The organism is Mojavia sp., assembly GCF_059505145.1.
This window is the reverse complement of the sequence record NZ_JCACKA010000064.1, coordinates 48,637-66,843: the sequence shown is the minus strand read 5'-3', so window position 1 is coordinate 66,843 and position 18,207 is coordinate 48,637. Positions and strand designations below refer to the sequence as shown.

Sequence of the window (18,207 nt, the reverse complement as noted above, 5' to 3'; positions counted from 1 at the left end):
TTAACTGTTTAGTATTTTCTGGTTAAGTAGAAAGAATATTTGGTTATTTCTTAAAATTTCTACCGCGCTTCATCAAGTTTCTCTGTCTATTAGCAGCCTCTATTTGCTTTTGAATGCGGTTATTTAATGATTCAAAAACCGATGTTTCTTTTGAATTGATATTTATATACTTAGCCAAAGATTTAATAGTTGGGTTTTGGAACATTTCTACAACTGAAATGTCACAGTGCAGGTTTTCTCGGAATTTATGATTCACCTGAACCATTAATAATGAATTACCGCCCAAGTCAAAGAAATTATCATTGATGCCTACTTTTTCTAGATGTAAAATCTCTTGCCAAACTTTAGCGATCGCTCTTTCTATTTCCGAGTTTGGTGCTTCATACGTCTGTTTTAAATCAAGGCGTTGAATCTCTGGTACAGGTAAGGCACGACGGTCTATTTTACCATTAGGTGAAAGTGGTAATTTCTGTAATTCTACAACGGCAGAAGGCACCATATAATCTGGTAGTTTCTCTTTGAGAGAATCGCGTAATTCCTGTGCAGAAAATTTTGTTTCTGAATGAGGAACTACATAGGCTACCAATCGCTGATTGTTTGGGATATCTTCTCTGGCTACTACTACCGTTTCTTTAACTTTTGGGTGTTGTCCTAATACTGCTTCAATTTCTCCTAATTCAATGCGAAAACCTCGCAGCTTAACTTGGTGGTCAATCCTGCCTAAATATTCAATATTTCCATCAGCACGATAGCGTGCTAAATCACCTGTTTTGTATAAAAAATGTCCTGATTCAAATGGACTTGAAATAAACTTTTCTTGAGTTAGTTCAGGTTTATTCCAATAACCACGCGCTAATCCCACGCCACCAATATGTAACTCACCACTGACACCAATTGGCACAGGTTGTAAATGTTTATCTAAGATATATATCTGTGTATTGGCAATTGGACGACCAATAGGAACTGTCTTCTCATTACTATTAGGTTGACAAGCCCAATAAGTTACGTCTATTGCCGCTTCTGTTGGGCCATAAAGGTTGTGTAACTCGGCGTTGAATCGTTCAAAGAAGCGTTGTTGTAGGTCAAAAGATAGAGCCTCACCACTACAAATTACCCGTTTGAGACTACCACATTGCTCTAGTTCTGTTTCTTCTAGAAACACTTGCAACATTGAGGGAACAAAGTGAATTGTGGTAATTTTTTCTTGAGCAATTAGTTGAACTAGATACCTGCTATCTTGATGTCCACCTGGTTTAGCTATAACTAAACTCGCGCCTGTTAACAAAGGCCAGAAAAATTCCCAAACCGAAACATCAAAGCTGAATGGTGTTTTCTGTAAAACACGATCGCTTGCTGTTAGCTGATATGTATCTTGCATCCACAATAGACGGTTACCCAAGCCTTTGTGAGTGTTCATTGCACCTTTGGGCTTTCCTGTGGAACCGGAGGTGTAAATTACATAAGCTAAGTTTTCTGCTGTAACTTCACTAGTTGGGTTTTCAGGACTGTAAGCCGCAAATTCTTGAAAGTCTCTGTCTAGACATACAACTTGCGCTTGATGGGTTGGTAGTTCTTGGGCTAGATGTGGTTGCACTAACAACACCGACACTTGAGCATCAGCCAACATGAATGCTAAACGCTCTTTGGGATAAGTAGGATCTAAAGGTACATAAGCACCACCTGCTTTGATAATCGCCAATATCCCAATTACCATCTCTAAAGAGCGTTCCATGCAGATACCAACCAATACGTCTGGTTTTACACCCAGAGTTTTGAGATAGTGAGCCACTTTGTTGGCGCGTTGGTTTAACTCTTTGTAGGTAAGTTTTTGATTTCCAAAGATGAGGGCAATAGCATCTGGTGTGTGTTCTACTTGCTGCTCAAATAGTTGGTGGATGCACTGATTTTGGGGATAGTCTCTCTGAGTATTATTCCATTCAACTAGTAGCTGATGCCTTTCAACTTCTGTTAACAACGGCAATTCTGCAATACTAGTATCAGGCTTGTTAACTATACCTTGTAGTAGTGTCTGGAAATGTCCCAGCATCCGATGGATAGTATCGGTCTTAAATAGATCCGTGTTGTACTCTAAAGTTGCAACTAATCCCTGTTCTCTGTCTTCCATAAACAGAGTTAAATCGAACTTAGCCGAGCCGCTATCACCTTCGTGGAAAGTTAGAGAAATATCTGATAGTTGTGGATTTGGGATTGGCACATTCTGGAGAACAAACATCACCTGAAATAGCGGGTTGTGGCTGAGATCACGTTCAGGCTGTAATTCCTCGACTAATTTATCGAAAGGTAAGTCTTGATGAATATATGCTTCTAAAGCTGTTGATTTGACTCGCGCAAGTAACTCTCTAAAACTAGGTTGCTCAGATAAATCTGTACGTAAGACTAAAACATTGACAAACAATCCTATCAATGTTTCGATTTCTACTGCATTACGACTAGCAACTGGCGAACCCACCAAAATATCGGTTTGTCCTGTGTAGCGGTACAGTAGAGTTTTGAAGGCTGCCAACAAAGTCATAAATAGAGTTGCGCCTTCCTGATGGCTCAACTGCTTTAAAGAGTCTGTAAGATTTTTGGGTAAGGATAGTTGGACTTTCGCACCGTTGAAGGTTTGTACAGGCGACCTTGGGCGATCAGATGGTAAATCCAATATAGGCAGCTTACCACTCAATTTCTGTTTCCAGTAAGCAAGTAAGCTTTGAATACGCTCTGGATGTAAATTCTTTCGTTGCCAATAGGCGAAATCTACATATTGAACAGGCAGTTCAGGAAGTGTAGAGGGCTTCCCGTTGGAGAATGCTTCATATAATGCTGCCAATTCTCTGATGAATACGCCAATAGACCAACCATCTGAAACTATATGGTGGAAGGTTACAAGTAACTTATATTCATTATTTGTCAAGCGCAGCAGTAAGCTATGCAATAGCGATTGGCAAGACAAGTCAAACCGATGTTGAGCTAACTCCTTCGTTAGACGTTCTACTGCAACTGCCGCATTATCCTCTGACAACTCCTGCAAATCTTCTATCGGTAAGTTGAAGGTAACAGTCGGATTAATCACCTGAGCAGGTTGTTCATCCACTAATACAAACTTAGTTCGCAAGACCTCATGACGTTGGATAATTTCGTTGAGGCTTTGTGTCAGTGCAGCTATGTTTATCTGTCCCGTTAAATTAATTACAATCGGGATGTTATAAGCAGGAGTGTCTGGTGCTAACTGATGAATAAACCACAGTCCTTGCTGAGAAAAAGATAAAGGATGATAGTCAGTGCTTTTTTCAACTTTAGCTAAAGCTACTAATGGCACATCACCTGCTGTTATAATTTCGGACAGTATTTTTGTTGCCAATGCTTGAATACTCAAACCTTCAAAAAAGTCTGCTATCGATACAGCGACTTCTAAATAATTTTCAATTCGGTTTTTTAACTCAAAAACTCTTAAAGAATCGAGTCCTAAGCTACTTAAAGGTTGCTTGATATCAATCTGCAAGGGTGTTATTTTAAATACTTGCGCTACTTGCTCAAGTAAATATGCTTCCAATAATAGTTGAGACTCGTCCGGGGTAAGGGACAAGATAGTTACACGATTCAGCTTAAGATTATTCTCGGTTTCTACAAAATTAATACTTTCAGTAATACTGCTATTTATTATCTGTAATTCACCAGCCAGAAACTCTGCTTTCGTAGCACGACGTTGAATCTTACCACTAGAAGTCTTGGGAATAGTACCTGGTTTAATCAGAACCACCCCATAAACTTGTACCTCATGTTCTTCTGCTACTGCTTGACGAATTGCAGCTGTAACTTCCTCTAAATCCGGTTTGGCGCGAAATTCTAATTCTTGCACCACTACCAATTGTTCTTGATGATCAACTTCTATACAGAAGGCTGCATTACCACCAGCACGCAATGATGGATGAGAGCGTTCTGCGGTGAGTTCAATATCTTGAGGGTACAGGTTGCGGCCACGAATAATAATTAAATCTTTGGCTCTACCAGTAATAAAGACTTCCCCATTATCCAAAAAGCCTAAGTCACCCGTGCGTAAAAAAGGCCCTTCTTTTATATCTTGCAAAAAGGCATGGAAAGTCTGTTCTGTTTCTGCTTGGCGATTCCAATAGCCTTTGCCAACGCTGGGGCCAGATACCCAAATTTCCCCTACTTCTCTATCCTGACAGCGAGTTAAAGTTTCTGGGTTAACAATCACAACCTGCTGTTGTGGCACACTGTGACCACAGCCGACTAATGCTATTGAATTATCATTGTTACTAACAGCCTCAATTATATGGTTGCGTTCTAAAGCGCTTTTATCTATACGCTTGCTTTTTACTAACGTAGACTTGACGCTACCAGATACCATCAAAGTGGCTTCTGCCATGCCATAACAAGGATAAAAAGCTTCTGGACGAAAACCGCATTCAGCGAAGGTGGCGGCAAACTTCTCTAGAGTTTCATGACGAATTGGTTCCGCACCGTTAAAAGCTACACTCCAACTGCTTAAATCTAGAGTGGCACGTTGTTCGGGGGTAATTTTTTCAATACAAAGTTCGTAGGCAAAGTTGGGAGCGCCACTTGTAGTTCCTCTATAACGAGAAATCGCCTGTAACCAACGGTAAGGACGTTGGAGAAAAGCAGCTGGCGGCATCATAATACAAGGAAAACCGCCATACAAAGGTTGCAGTACGCCGCCAATCAGTCCCATATCATGATAGACAGGCAGCCAAGTGACAAACTTACTAATAGAGGAATGTTCCATATACTGGCGCGTCACCTCAGCATTGTGTAGCAAGTTGCCATGAGTGAGCATGACACCTTTGGGTGTGCCAGTAGAACCAGAAGTGTATTGCAAAAATGCCAGAGTATCTATATTGATAAAAGGCTCTTGCCAAGCTTCTTCTATACCTGGTGCGAGGTTATCAGTAGTTAGCCAGAGGATATTATCTATATCAAATTTATCGGCAAGCAAGGACTTTAACTGAGCCAGAATTGCCGTTGTTGTCAGGATTACTGCTGTTTGTGCATCTTGTAAAATTGCCAAGATTCTGGGGGTGTTGCGTGCATTGCGTGGCGGATATGCTGGCACTGCTACCAGCCCGGCATACAGACACCCAAAGAAGGCTGGTAAGTAATCACTCCCCGGTGGATAAAGCAATAAGGCACGCTCACCGCTTAAACCTAATGTTTGCAGTTGAGATGCGATCGCTCGACTATACCGATCTAACTCTTGATAAGTTAAAGTTGCTGCTTGCGTTTCGCCATCGTGCAGAAAAGTAAAAGCCTCAGCGTTTGCTTGTTCTACCGACCTGTAACGCAGCAGTTCCACCACTGTCGAACACTTACACACAATTTCTTCTAAATCATTGACACATTGAGTCATTGCACTTTCAAAATCCTGATGCACAAATAATTCTGGGTTCTCAAGCCGTAGCAACCTTTTTCAAAAGCATGACAGAGGTTAACGGCGTTCCATCTACATACAGTTTATTTTTATAATCTCATGGTTATTGCTATTTATTTGCAATTACTTGTAATAGACTAAAACAACTTAGCCAAGATAGCAAGCAAATATTAATCAATAACTCTTCTCACCATTTAGGCAAAAAATAAATTATTAAAAAAAGTATCTTAAGATAGATGACAAAGCCTAGTTTACATAAAAATGACTTGCGTATTACTATGAAAATGCCTTTAAAAGGCTTAATAGTAAGGATTTATCGTAAACTTTAGTAATATTTATGGTATCTGAAGTTTTGACAAATGCTTGCCCACATAGAGGCTTTATGATAATCTCTCCTAATAGCCCTAGGGATAGATGCAAATTATTAGCAGATAGTTTTTGAGAATTTTTGGAGAGAATGTCAAACATTATTGATAAAATATCGCGTTCTTAATATCAGACGTGACGTTTTAAATTGGGTCTGAGGATGAGGAGCAAAATGCAACTAGAGGCGTTGGTTAAAAGCCTGTTAATTACAGGTTCAGTTCAAGGAGCAACAAGAATGAAGTCTGGGTTAATGAGTGAGATACGTTCAGTAGGATTGGCATTAGCGGTAATTAGCAGCTTGGCACAACCAGCCCATGCAGGAACGCAGACAGCAGAACTATCTACTATTGATAGCCAGAAATCTTACTCTACTAGTGCGGCACAATTGCTTGTACAACGCAGCGATAGTTCAGTTACTAAAGTTACAGGCGTTAAAATAAATTCTACAGACAAAGGCATAGAAGTTATTTTAGAAAGTGCCAACGCAGAAGCACTCAAACCAGTCAATAATAATCAAGGCAACAGTTTTATAGCGGATATACCCAATGCAGTGTTAGCACTGCCCAACGGTGGCAACTTTACCCAAAATAATCCTGCACCAGGCATTGTATCTGTCAGCGTCACTCAAGCTAACACCAATACTCTCAGAGTAACAGTAATAGGTGAGGGAGGTTTACCCAACACCGAGTTATTTGATGGTGATGAAGGTTTGATTTTTGCCGTTACGCCAGTTATCTCTGCAACTCAACCACAGCAGCCAACGCAAACCGAATCAACATCTCCAGCATCTCAAAGCGTCGCAGAAGTCACAGGAGTCCAACTTAATTCCACCAGTAACGGTTTAGAGATCATATTGGCAACTCCAGATGGCGAAAAATTACAAGTGTTGCCTAAGAGTGAAGGCAACACATATATTGTCGATATTACCTCGGCTCAACTGCGGCTATCCAGTGGCAACACATTCCGCCAAGAAAAACCCATTGCTGGAGTTAGTGAAGTAACCGTTACTAACTCTGATGCCAACACTATCAGAGTCGCTGTGACTGGTGTAGATAGTATTCCTAAAGTAGAGTTATTTGATAGTGACCAAGGTTTGATTTTTGGCATAGCTTCAGCTGCATCCTCTACCCAAGCAGACGCGCAACCTCAAACACCAACAGAATCAACCCAGCCAGAACAGGCATCCTCCTCTGACGAACCTATTGAGTTAACAGTCACAGGTGAGCGAGACGGGTATCGCGTACAAGAGTCATCCACTGCTACAAAAATAGATGCACCGCTACGTGATATTCCCGCATCTGTTCAAGTGATACCAAGAGAAGTTATAGAAGACCGTCAAGTAGTGCGCCTGAGTGAGTTAGCCAATAACGTCAGTGGTGTACAACAGCAATCAGGCTATGGTGGACTATCTTCTTCAGGTTACTTTATTCGCGGTTTTGAATCGGGTTTTGAATCGCTGCGTAACGGATTTAAAAATTTTGGTTTTACTAGTCCTCGTGATGTCGCTAATATTGAGCGAGTCGAGTTTCTCAAAGGCCCTGCATCAGTACTGTATGGAAGCGCCAATAATCCTGGTGGTGTTGTCAATACAATAACTAAGAGGCCTTTACCAGACCCTTTTTATAGGGTAGGTATGACTATTGGAAGTTATGACTTTTACCGCCCAACAATTGATTTGACTGGGCCTTTAACAGACGATAAATCAGTACTGTATCGTCTGAATGTTGCCTACGAAAACTCTGGTAGCTTCCGAGATTTTATTGAAAACGAAAGCTTCTTTATATCTCCCGTAGTCACCGTGAATATTGGCCCAAGAACCAGTATGACGTTTGAGTACGAATATCAAAAATATGATTATACCTTTGATAGGGGGTTTCCGCCTGGAAATGTGTTTTTCCAAGTTCCTATTAGCAGATTTTTAGGAGAGCCTGGCTTCAATAATGCTGAGTTTACATCCAACGTTTTTACCTATAACTTAGAACACCAATTCAGCGATGATTGGAAATTCCGCCAAGGCTTTAACGTCGCTAGTGTCAATGGGAATACTCGAATAGCGCGTAACTCTACTTTTTCTGAACCTTTTTTGTCAGAAGACGGTCGGACGCTTCCACGAGTAGCTGAGACAACAGATGAAGAGCAAGAAAACATTTCTCTACAAACCGAAGTTAGCGGTAAGTTTAATACAGGTTCTATCCGTCATAATGTGTTGTTTGGAGTAGAACTAGCAAACTACAGATATTCTTACGATTTTTTCAGCGCTGAAATTGCTGGAATAGATATTTTTAATCCGGTGTATGGCGCTCAACCAGGAACCTTTGAACGTTCTTTCGCTGATGAGTATGGCGGTAATAATGTAGCAGTTTATTTCCAGAATTTAATTGAATTAACGCCTAATCTAAAATTGTTAGCTGGTGGTCGCTTTGATTGGGTAGATTCTTTCTACACAGACTTAGCAGCTAATGCTTATGATTACAAAACATCTGATTCTGAATTTTCGCCAAGTGTCGGTCTTACCTATCAACCTACTGACTCTACTTCCGTTTATGCGAGGTGGTCAAACTCATTTAATCCGCAAATTTCTGGACGCAGCCGTACCAATGAGCAGTTTCAGCCAGAAACTTCTGAACTATTTGAGGTTGGCGTTAAACAAGAATTTTTTGACAAGCGCCTCTCCGCCACTTTGGCATATTTTGACATCACTAAAAACAATGTACTAACTACTGATCCTGAAGATTTTAACTTCAGTGTTCAAACTGGTGAGCAGAAAAGCCGTGGTGTGGAATTAGATATCAGAGGCGAAATTCTACCGGGATGGCAAATCATTGCTACCTATGCCTATACAGATGCTTTTGTCAGCGGAGATAACGATCCAGAACTGGTGAACAATAGATTACAAGCTGTGCCATATAATAGCGCCAGTCTATGGACAACTTATGAATTTCAACAAGGTAGCTTGCAAGGTTTAGGATTTGGTTTGGGGCTTGTTTATGTGGACGAACGGGAAGCTACTCTCCCAAACACTATCAAAATCCCCTCTTATGTAAGAACTGATGCTAGTATCTTTTATCGCCGGGATAATTGGCGAGCAGCTATTAATATCAAGAATCTGTTTGATACAGAGTATTACGAATCTCAGCGCTTTTATGTAGTGCCTGGTGCGCCGTTGACTATATTGGGAACAGTTTCTTTTGAGTTTTGATATTAGGCAATAAACAATATTTCCCTATTTTTTTAATAAGAAAATATTGCCTTAATTAGAAAACACCCCACCCATTCAGGGTGGGGGTAATGCTTAATAAAAGCTTTTTCTAAGAATAAAGAGTTTAAGAAAGAGTGAAAAACTGGTTTAAAAGTATAGTTCTCAATTAACCAAGAGGCGACCTATGTCGTTGATGTACTCGTAGATTGAATTAGCCGCGAAGACTTTGCTCTTGGTGTCTAGAAAACAGGAAAATTTATGATTATTTTAACTAGCTATACTCCGCATCATGGTCGGGCACAATAGTTTCTACATCCCGCAGCACGCGTACAGAAAACCCAACCAAACCAACCAGTAACATCCACACGGCACAAATCACATATAAAAGGGATATCCCTGCACCAGTACCAGTCCCCAATAATCCTCCGAACATCCCAACCAGAACGCCCCCTGATTGCAACGCAGGTGTAAAAACTTGATCTGCCAAAGGCCCTGCTATTAAGTAGCCTACCGCAGAAGCTATCTGCAAAAGTAGCGATCGCGCTGCAAAAACTCTTCCTTGCACATTAGGAGGTACTTTAGCTAACCAAATAGCAGTATCCGAACTCCCATTTAAAGGAAAATTGAAAGATGAGCAAAATTGTGCAGGAATCCAAACCCAAGGAGTTCTACCCAAACCAAAGACAACTTTACTTAAACCTGCACCGATCATCCCCAATAAAACACCTTTGATTTTACGTCTAAAACCACCCCAAGTACTAAGAATTATCGCTCCCATTACACCGCCAAAACCAGCCGCAGAAGCCAAGCTACCTAGCACTAAAGTATTATTATTTGTTCTTGACAAAATCATCGGTGAGTATAGAGAATTACCAATGTCATGAGGAAGCCAAAATAATAAATTAACTACTAACAGTGCCAGTAAGCTTTTTTGGTTATTAATGTAGCGCCAACCAAATCCTAATTCTCGCCAGATATTAGCTAGTTTTTCATTTTCGGTTGTTGGTGGTTGAGGAATACTTACTAACAATAAGCTGCTAATTGCGATGGTAAAAGTAAATATATCAATTAGCCAAATTCCTAAAAAACCAATGATTGTGTAAAGATATCCAGCTAAAGCAGGTGCAATAATATTGCTGCCGTAGCCAGACACAAATTGTAAACTACTAGCGCGGGTATAGTGCTTTTTAGGAATCATCAGCGATACTGATGACGAGTATGCCAAAGACTGAAATTGATTGAAAGTTCCGACAATAGCGCCTGTCAGGTAAAAGTGCCAAATTTGTAAATGATTGGTGAGATACAATAATAAAATAATAATAGTAGTAATAACTGCTACTGTGTCACCTACCATCATTAATAGTTTTCGATTAAAGCGGTCTACAATGACACCACTGATGGGGGTAATAATAATACTGGGAAGCAAACTAAAAAAACCCACTAGAGTGAGGGTAGTTGCTTTGCCTGTAATTTCCCATGCCCAGATTTCAATCGCAAAACTGGTCATGCTGCTACCGATAGTAGACACTAGCTGACCAAGCCAGACGATCATAAAATTACGCATACTGGCAGGGTTTGGTTGTTGTGGCATTTGTAGTATTTTTCAGTCGTTAGATTAGTGTTATTTCAGCTATCTTCAGCCAACTCTTCTTTCATGAGTGCAATTCGTTCCTTTGGTTCTATCAGAGGACAGTTAGGACACTTTGCATCATATGGAGGAATAAAATTATATAAACAGCAAGTGAGCCGAACTGTGACTTGGGTAGGTAAACCTGGTTCATTGAGTTGTTCGGTGCGTACTAAATTGTAAAGGGGATTGCGATCCGGCATTACTGAACTGTAAGGTTGTTCATACAAAACCGAATAATCTGCTTGTATTGCTTCTGGGCTACTGCATTTGCTGAGTTCGGCAAACTGTCCTTCAGAGGCGTTAACCGCATTGCCCCACATAGTTTTTTTGGAGAGTTTGGTTAAACTATGAACGCGGTCAATCATTGGTGCTAAATTTCGTTGGAACAAGCCAGTAAATACGGCTTGGTGTAAAGCATCAACGCTGTTGACTATTTTTCCTGGATAGTCTTTGGGGATTGGGATGAACGATCGCTTAGGATAAATTACAGTACAACTGAGATCGTGAAACCATACTGCCTTGGGTTGACCGTCTTCCAAAACAAAACTTACATTCTCAAGAGAAGCATCTAGACCTACCCCTGCCCAAGTCATCAAAGCTAAAACACCCGGTAATGTTTTCCAGCTATAAACTTTGTTCCAGATAGATGCAGCAATGCGAATATCTTGGGTTTTTTCGTATTCAGGCCTAGCTTTTATAACAGATAGAAATCTTTCTGGTTGTAAGTAATCGTTAAGTGCGATGACCTCAGCACCATCAGGAGGCTGAGTCAATATCATGCAGTCAGTGTAGAAACTATCTAAAGTACGTTGAGCGTGTGCAAATATTTCTTCTATAAGATTACACACTTTGGGGATAATTAGTTGTTGTGACATCTATAAACTTCCTGTATAACTCAAAGTCGATATCCTCTTACGGGGCTTACAATAAATATTTAACTAGGTCATCTAAAATGGCATTTGCTGACAGGACACTGCCAAAAATCCAGTAACTGGAATCAACGGTATATACCCGATTTTTTTTAACTACATTTAGCGTTTGCCATAAAGGACTATTTTTATATTTTTGAAAATTTTCTTCCGCACCTGGGTCTAGAGCTATAAACATTGCGTCTGCTTCTAGCAGGTCTACACGTTCTAAACTAACATTGTCATAACTTACCTTTGAATTACTAGCTTGACGTTGTGCAAGGGGAATAGATAGTTCTAGCTCCTCCAAAATACTTACGGGAAATGATAAGTGGTTAAGAAACTGGGTAAATTTTAGGTCTGTATAAAATCGCATCACGCAAATTTCTGCTTTGCCAATTTTTTGAGCAAAAGCTAATTTTAATTTTGCAATTCTTTGTTGATATTGCTCCAGTACTTTTTCTGCTTCTTGACTTTTATCTACTATTTCGGCTATCTGTTTGAAAGTTTTTTTCCAACCAGCTTCTGTATAACCTATTGAAACTGTTGGAGCTATTTGAGAAAATAATTTATATTCTTGAGGACTAATCCACAAACCTAATATTAAATCAGGATTTAATTGTAAAATTTTTTCAATATTTATCTCGCTTTCCTTTCCTAGATAAGTAATACCATCGATTTTACCCTCCAATATACGTGCTTTATTACCCACGCGATTTGCGATTGTTGTTGCTATTGGTTTTAAATCCAAAGCTACTAATGATTCTAAACTGTCTTGGTCGGTTACAATGATACGTTGGAGATTGAAAGGAATACAGCTTTCCCCTAAATCATGCTTAATTGTTCGGCATTCTGATACTATTGAGTTGACATTTGAAGAATATATTTTTTTAGGTAAAAAAACATAGCAACCCTTAATAAATATTACACTTAGGGTTATTATCAACAATAATTTAATGTGTTTATACCAGCGTTTATTTATCATTGTGTACTTTAGCATTAACTGTGGAAATTAAGCAGCCAGATACTCTACTTTTAATAAGTTTTCCTTGCCTTACGTCCTATTGGTACACACATCGGTGTTCCTACAACTGGGTCAGCAACAATACGACACTCTAACCCAAAAACCTGTTGTACCATTTCCTCTGTCATTACCTGCTTTGGTTCGCCAGCCGTAAAAATTCGACCTTCCTTGACAGCAACCAAATAATCTGCATAACGACAAGCTTGATTCAAATCATGCAGCACCATGACAATAGTTCTTTCCTGAGTTTGGTTCAACTCATACAACAAATCCAAAACCTCTATTTGATGCGCCAAATCCAAAAAAGTAGTTGGCTCATCTAATAGTAAAATATCTGTATCCTGTGCGAGTGCCATTGCAATCCAAGCTCGCTGTCGTTGTCCACCAGACAAGGTATCGAGCGCTCTATCTGCCAACTCCAACAAATCTGTAATCTCTAGCGCCTGTTGGACGATTTTTTCATCTTTGGCTGACCACTGCTGCAACCAATTTTGATAAGGATAACGTCCTTGTGCTACCAAATCTCTTACTGTTAACCCTTCTGGTGCAACTGGACTTTGGGGTAAAATTCCTAACTGTTGTGCTACTTCTTTGGTGGAAAGCTTTAAAATAGACTCTCCATCAAGATATACCGTACCGCCGCAAGGTTTCAGCAATCTTGCTAAACCTCTTAATAAAGTTGATTTACCGCAACCATTAGCACCAACTAAAGCACTAATTTGTCCGGTGGGGATTGCCAAATTCAAATCACGAATAATTGGCACACCATCATAAGCTAAAGATAGACCTTTGGTTGATAGTCCTTTCATAATTGATACCATTTTGGATTTTGGATTTATGAAAACCTAATTTTTACCAATTCCCCAGCCCCTAGTCTCTTATTTTTTACGGTTACTAATTAGCAAATACAGAAAATAAGGAGCGCCAATAGCAGCAGTCACTACTCCACAAGGAATCTCGATAGGTGCAAACAAAGTTCGCCCTAGGAAGTCTGCGACTACAACAATCATTCCACCCAACAGTGCTGCGGTGGGAATCAACCCTTGATGGTTTGGGCCTACCAACTGTCGTCCTATATGGGGTGCAATTAAACCAACGAAGCTAATATTGCCAGCAGTGGCGACTGATGCACCTGCTAAGGCTACACCCACTAGCACGAGTAAAGCACGTTGCCATTCCACACGAGTACCTAGACCTTTGGCTAGATCATCTCCCAAATTCAAGGCGTTCAAATGCCTTGCTAGCGTCAACGCCATCGGTATAAAAATAATCAACCAAGGCAATAAAGAAAAGACTTGCTCCCAGGTGCGTCCGTATACACTGCCCGCTAACCACACCAAAGCATCAGTGACGCTATAAATCTCGCCAAAGGTAATCATCAAGCTGATGAAAGCATTGGCGATCGCAGACAAGCCAATACCTATCAAGATAAACAGAAGAGGAGAACTACCATTGTTCCAAGCCAGCCAGTAAATTAAACCACCCATCAGCAAAGCACCAGCAAAGGCCGATAAAGGCAAGGTGTAAATTGGCGCTGAGGGGAATAACACAATTACTGTGACTGCTGCCAGGCTCGCTCCTGAATTGATGCCAATAAAAGCAGGATCAGCCAATGGGTTACGTGTGATGCCTTGAAATATAGTGCCAGAGATTGCCAGCGCCACTCCCACCATAAAAGCAACAAGGGTACGGGGTAGACGCAAGTTGTGAATCACAAAAGCATGATCCCGGTTGCCTGTATCTAAACCTAATACAGTTTTGACAATATCTAAGGGCGAGATGGGATATTCACCCCGGCTGATATTCATCACCATCGCTACCACAATAACTGCTGCTAAACAAAGCAGTATCGCTGGTACACGTCTGTCTATACGAAAAGATATCGTTGGGGAACGGATGACTAGCCAATCAACTTTCATTTTTTAACCTTTGACTTAGCCAAATACACAAAAAAAGGAGCGCCCACGAGTGCTGTCATCACACCTACAGGTAATTCCTGTGGCTTGAGCAACAAACGGGCAGCAATATCTGCAATTAAGACTAAAATTGCTCCCACAATTGCCGAATAAGGCAAAATCCAACGGTAATCAGCTTTGATGAAAAATTTCACAATGTGGGGAACGACTAAGCCAATAAAGCCAATTGGCCCAGCAAGCGCTACTGAACTTCCCGCCAGTAAAACGACGCTGATGGCAGTAATTATTTTGATCCAAGCGGTTTGTTGGCCTAAACCTTTTGCTACATCTTCACCGAGACTCATGGTGGTAATTTGTCTACCAAGGGCAAAAGCAACTACTAATCCAATAGCGACGAAAGGTAGGACTTGTAAGAGTATATTGGCATCGCGGCCAGCTAGTGAACCAGCTAACCAAAATCTAATTTCATCTAATGTTCGTTGACTGACAATGAGGATAGCAGTGGTGAGAGAAGAAATTAGAGCTGTAAGCGCCGCACCAGCTACTGTCAGATTCAGTGGGGTAGCTCCTCCTCGTCCCAGAGAACCAAGACAATAGACTAACATCGCTGTGGCTCCTGCACCCAACAAGGCCACAACGGTTAAAACACTCAAGGACGAACTGCCAAAAATAAAAATTGTTGCAACTACAGCCAGTGCTGCTCCTGACTCAATACCTAAAATACCTGGATCTGCTAAAGGGTTACGCGTCAAACCTTGCATTAAAGCTCCAGCGACTGCCAAGGCTGCTCCTACAAGGATAGCAATGAGCGATCGCGGTAATCTCACAGTCTGAATAACTAAGTGATCATAAGAACCGTCAAAGGTTACAAAGGATGCCAGAATCGTGCCTAGAGGTATTTCTGCTGCACCCAGAGTGACACTGTACACCGAGCAAATCAGCAGGACAATTAGTCCCAGAACCAGACCCACTAAAGGTGACATTTGTGGCTTTTTTATTCCTCTAGGTAACGTTGTAGTTGCTTTTGCCATTCTCTTTGTAGGAGTGCTGAGTGCTAAGTCCTGAGTTGTGAGTAATAATTTCCCCCATGCCCAATGCCCCATGCCCAATCCCCAGTCCCCAATCCCCAATCCCCCTCCTAGTTAAAATACTTTGCGCTCCTCCAAATGAGCTGTAATCTCCTGTCGGGTTCGCCATACCGGACGCAATTGCTGACGAGCAAAAAATTGTAGTTGATCGCCAACATGAGGCGAATTAGGTTGAGTAGCATTGCCATAGCTGGTAAGAGCCTTTGCTTTGACTGGTTGGGAAAACTCCACAGCAGCAACGTAAGAGTCACCTGATACTGCTTGAAAGCGTCCATCATTGGCTGGGGCGAAATCCACTACGCGGAAGATACCTTTATCTCCATCACCACCATTAGCAGGTAAGTCTAACTTGCCAGACCGCAATCGAAAGACATCACCCCAAGCGACATCTAGTTTTCCATAAGCTTTTTCTACTTTTGCCGCTGCATCTGCTAGTGCTTTGACTGCACTTTTAGGATCAGCCAAGCCGTCGGGTGTCGTGCGTGGAGATTTCTCGTCCCAAGGAGTGCTAAACACCGTATCAAAGTCTATATCGTCAGCCCAGAAACTAAACAGTACAGCGCCTCGGCTGTTAGCATCAGCTTTGCGATCCCACGCCCTCAAGACATCGGTGGCGCGACGTGTTAATTCATCCCCTTGCTGTTGGGCTGCCAGAATCAAATCATCTATAATCCGCTCCGCCAGTTCCATCTGTGTAGAATGCTTATAGGCAATCATTTCTTCAAAGGAAATGCTGTTATCTTCAGCTAACATCCTGGCAGAACGCTGCGCCCGGAAGTACATCGGCCCCCGTGGAGCCATGTAAGATGGATAATTATCTGCTTTGATAGGAGATGGAAAAGTAGTAGTCCAAGGTGGGTCATTGGCATTTTGTAACCAACCACTGGGTGGATCAATTACTTTGGGTAAATCTTGATAAGGGTGAGTTGTAGTCCACAAAGTTTTGGATGTATCGCCAGGGATAATACCTTGCCAGTATGCAAAGTCTCCTTTTTGACGCACGGGAACCAGACCGTTGAATAAATGCATAATATGCCCCTCACGGTCGGCATACATGACGGTAAACATGGGTAGTTGCAAGCGTTGCAGTGCTTTTTGAAATTGGGTGAAATTTTTGGAGCTTGCCATATCCCACCACTGTTCTAAAACACCTGGACTGTCTTGACCAACAACACGCAGCGCTACTGCTTTACCGTCTTTGTGCGTAATTACTGGGCCGTGAATAGAACTTTTGACCGAGAATATTTGCTCTTGCAAGGAGCCATTTTTTTGCTTTACCTTTAATGGAAAGTTTGCTGTTTCAAAAGGGCGAACTTTGCCATCAAAGAGATAGCCGTTGTTTTGCAATTTCAATTCGTAGGCATCCCAACCATCATGAGTATTGACGGTGTGAGTCCAACCTAAATTATCGTTGAAGGCGATCGCCAACACGGGAATGCCTACCAATGTTGCTCCATAAGCATCAATTCCTGGGGCAGTAATTTGGGCTTCGTACCACAAAAATAAATCGCCCCAAGGTAAGTGGGGATTTGCCAACAGCATTGCTTTACCACTAGCAGACCGTTTCGGTGCGATCGCCCAACCATTAGAGGCTCCTGGAGACTGAGGCTGGGTGACATCTGCAACACTCCCTGGATTGACTATAAAAGTAAAAAGCAGTACCCGTTGCAGGTGACTTAATACATCCTCCGGCGTGACTGGTAATACTACTTCTACTTCATCATCAATTAAATTGCGATGCTCTTTGGCATAAGTATTAATCCCATTCGCAAAGGCATCTATGTTACTGCGAAAAGCAGGACTTTGGGCTTTATACCAAGCGCTAGCACTTTTGGGTACGCCCATTGTTAGTACCCATTTATCTGAATCTAAATATTCCTCTCCCCAATATTCGGCAGCCCGTCCCCGTGCTTGGCCGTAAAGGCGCAACAGCAAGTTACCATGACTTTGCATTTGTGCCCAACCAAAGGCTTGAAAAGCACCTTGGGCGTTATTACCGTAAATATGCGGTATGCCGTAGGTATCCCACAGGATTTCTGTATTTTTGGGTGCAGAGCTTATACTTTGGCTACTCACTATCAATGTAAATATGATGCCCAGTAGAAAAGGTAAAAATCTTCTTGATTTTTTCTGCCAGCCCAAAGAACTATCAAGCTTAGTTTTAGCCGTAAACAACATTTTATTTAGAGTAAAAGATTAAAGGCTGCGATATCGCCAAGCAGATCTCAGCAAAACAGCAATGAGCGATCGCGGTAACCTAATGTGAGTCTTAACTGCTTTTTTGAACCGTCATAGGTGATGCGATCCCAAAAACGCACCAACTCAATAATTAAAGCGATCGCCATCACACTAAAGCCCAGCAGTGGCCACCTAACCACGCCACCAGCGCTAAACAGTTTGTTGATTCCCATCTACTAGCCCCTAAACAAGTTAAAAACCCACTGTCAGACCAACCGATTCTTTTTATATGATGAAATATATTTGCAATAAACACTAAAATAAAATAGAACCCATGTCAAGTTTATACGAGTCTTAATTGCCATATTTTACTATTATGGGCAATTAGTTTTGTTCTGACAAAGAATACTGATTGTAGATTACGGCTGTTTTGAGCTATAATCCGCAGTCAATATAAAAAATATTTATTGCTTTAGATTTGTGTC

9 protein-coding genes and 1 pseudogene are annotated in these 18,207 nt (G+C 41.3%); 1 reads left to right on the top strand and 9 read right to left on the bottom strand.

Going from position 1 to position 18,207, the window contains the following annotated elements; genetic code table 11:
* Positions 1–43: 43 nt before the first annotated feature.
* Positions 44–5,392, bottom strand: coding sequence for an amino acid adenylation domain-containing protein (locus tag AC5JL8_RS14835; RefSeq protein WP_495880551.1), 5,349 nt, complete (start codon positions 5,390–5,392; stop codon positions 44–46).
* Between the two features lie 559 nt (positions 5,393–5,951).
* Between AC5JL8_RS14835 and AC5JL8_RS14830 the strand changes: the two genes are divergently transcribed.
* On the top strand, positions 5,952–8,978 hold the full coding sequence (locus AC5JL8_RS14830; RefSeq protein WP_495880550.1) for a TonB-dependent siderophore receptor: 3,027 nt from the start codon (positions 5,952–5,954) through the stop codon (positions 8,976–8,978).
* Positions 8,979–9,249: 271 nt separating this feature from the next.
* Here the strand turns inward: AC5JL8_RS14830 and AC5JL8_RS14825 are convergent, their stop codons facing one another.
* The 8 genes and pseudogenes from AC5JL8_RS14825 to AC5JL8_RS14790 form a co-directional block, all read right to left on the bottom strand.
* A complete protein-coding gene (locus AC5JL8_RS14825) occupies positions 9,250–10,569 on the bottom strand; it encodes an MFS transporter (protein ID WP_495880549.1) in 1,320 nt (439 codons plus the stop codon).
* A 35-nt stretch (positions 10,570–10,604) separates the two neighbouring features.
* Positions 10,605–11,483 carry a ferric iron reductase gene (locus tag AC5JL8_RS14820; RefSeq protein WP_495880548.1) on the bottom strand — a complete coding sequence of 293 codons (879 nt, stop codon included), beginning with the start codon at positions 11,481–11,483 and terminating at the stop codon, positions 10,605–10,607.
* 46 nt (positions 11,484–11,529) lie between these two features.
* On the bottom strand, positions 11,530–12,501 hold the full coding sequence (locus AC5JL8_RS14815) for an iron-siderophore ABC transporter substrate-binding protein (RefSeq protein ID WP_495880547.1): 972 nt from the start codon (positions 12,499–12,501) through the stop codon (positions 11,530–11,532).
* 50 nt (positions 12,502–12,551) lie between these two features.
* Positions 12,552–13,349, bottom strand: a complete 798-nt coding sequence (locus AC5JL8_RS14810) for an ABC transporter ATP-binding protein (protein ID WP_495880546.1) — start codon at positions 13,347–13,349, stop codon at positions 12,552–12,554.
* Between the two features lie 69 nt (positions 13,350–13,418).
* Positions 13,419–14,459 (bottom strand): FecCD family ABC transporter permease, encoded by a 1,041-nt coding sequence (locus tag AC5JL8_RS14805; protein ID WP_495880545.1) that lies wholly within the window; start codon positions 14,457–14,459, stop codon positions 13,419–13,421.
* On the bottom strand, positions 14,456–15,487 hold the full coding sequence (locus AC5JL8_RS14800) for a FecCD family ABC transporter permease (RefSeq protein WP_495880579.1): 1,032 nt from the start codon (positions 15,485–15,487) through the stop codon (positions 14,456–14,458). Before AC5JL8_RS14800 ends, AC5JL8_RS14805 begins: the two co-directional genes overlap by 4 nt.
* A 111-nt stretch (positions 15,488–15,598) precedes the next feature.
* Entirely contained in the window at positions 15,599–17,722 is a 2,124-nt protein-coding gene (locus AC5JL8_RS14795) for an acylase (protein ID WP_495880544.1), read from the bottom strand.
* 119 nt (positions 17,723–17,841) lie between these two features.
* A pseudogene (locus tag AC5JL8_RS14790) lies at positions 17,842–17,955 on the bottom strand (MotA/TolQ/ExbB proton channel family protein); the annotation flags it as partial.
* Positions 17,956–18,207 lie beyond the last annotated feature (252 nt).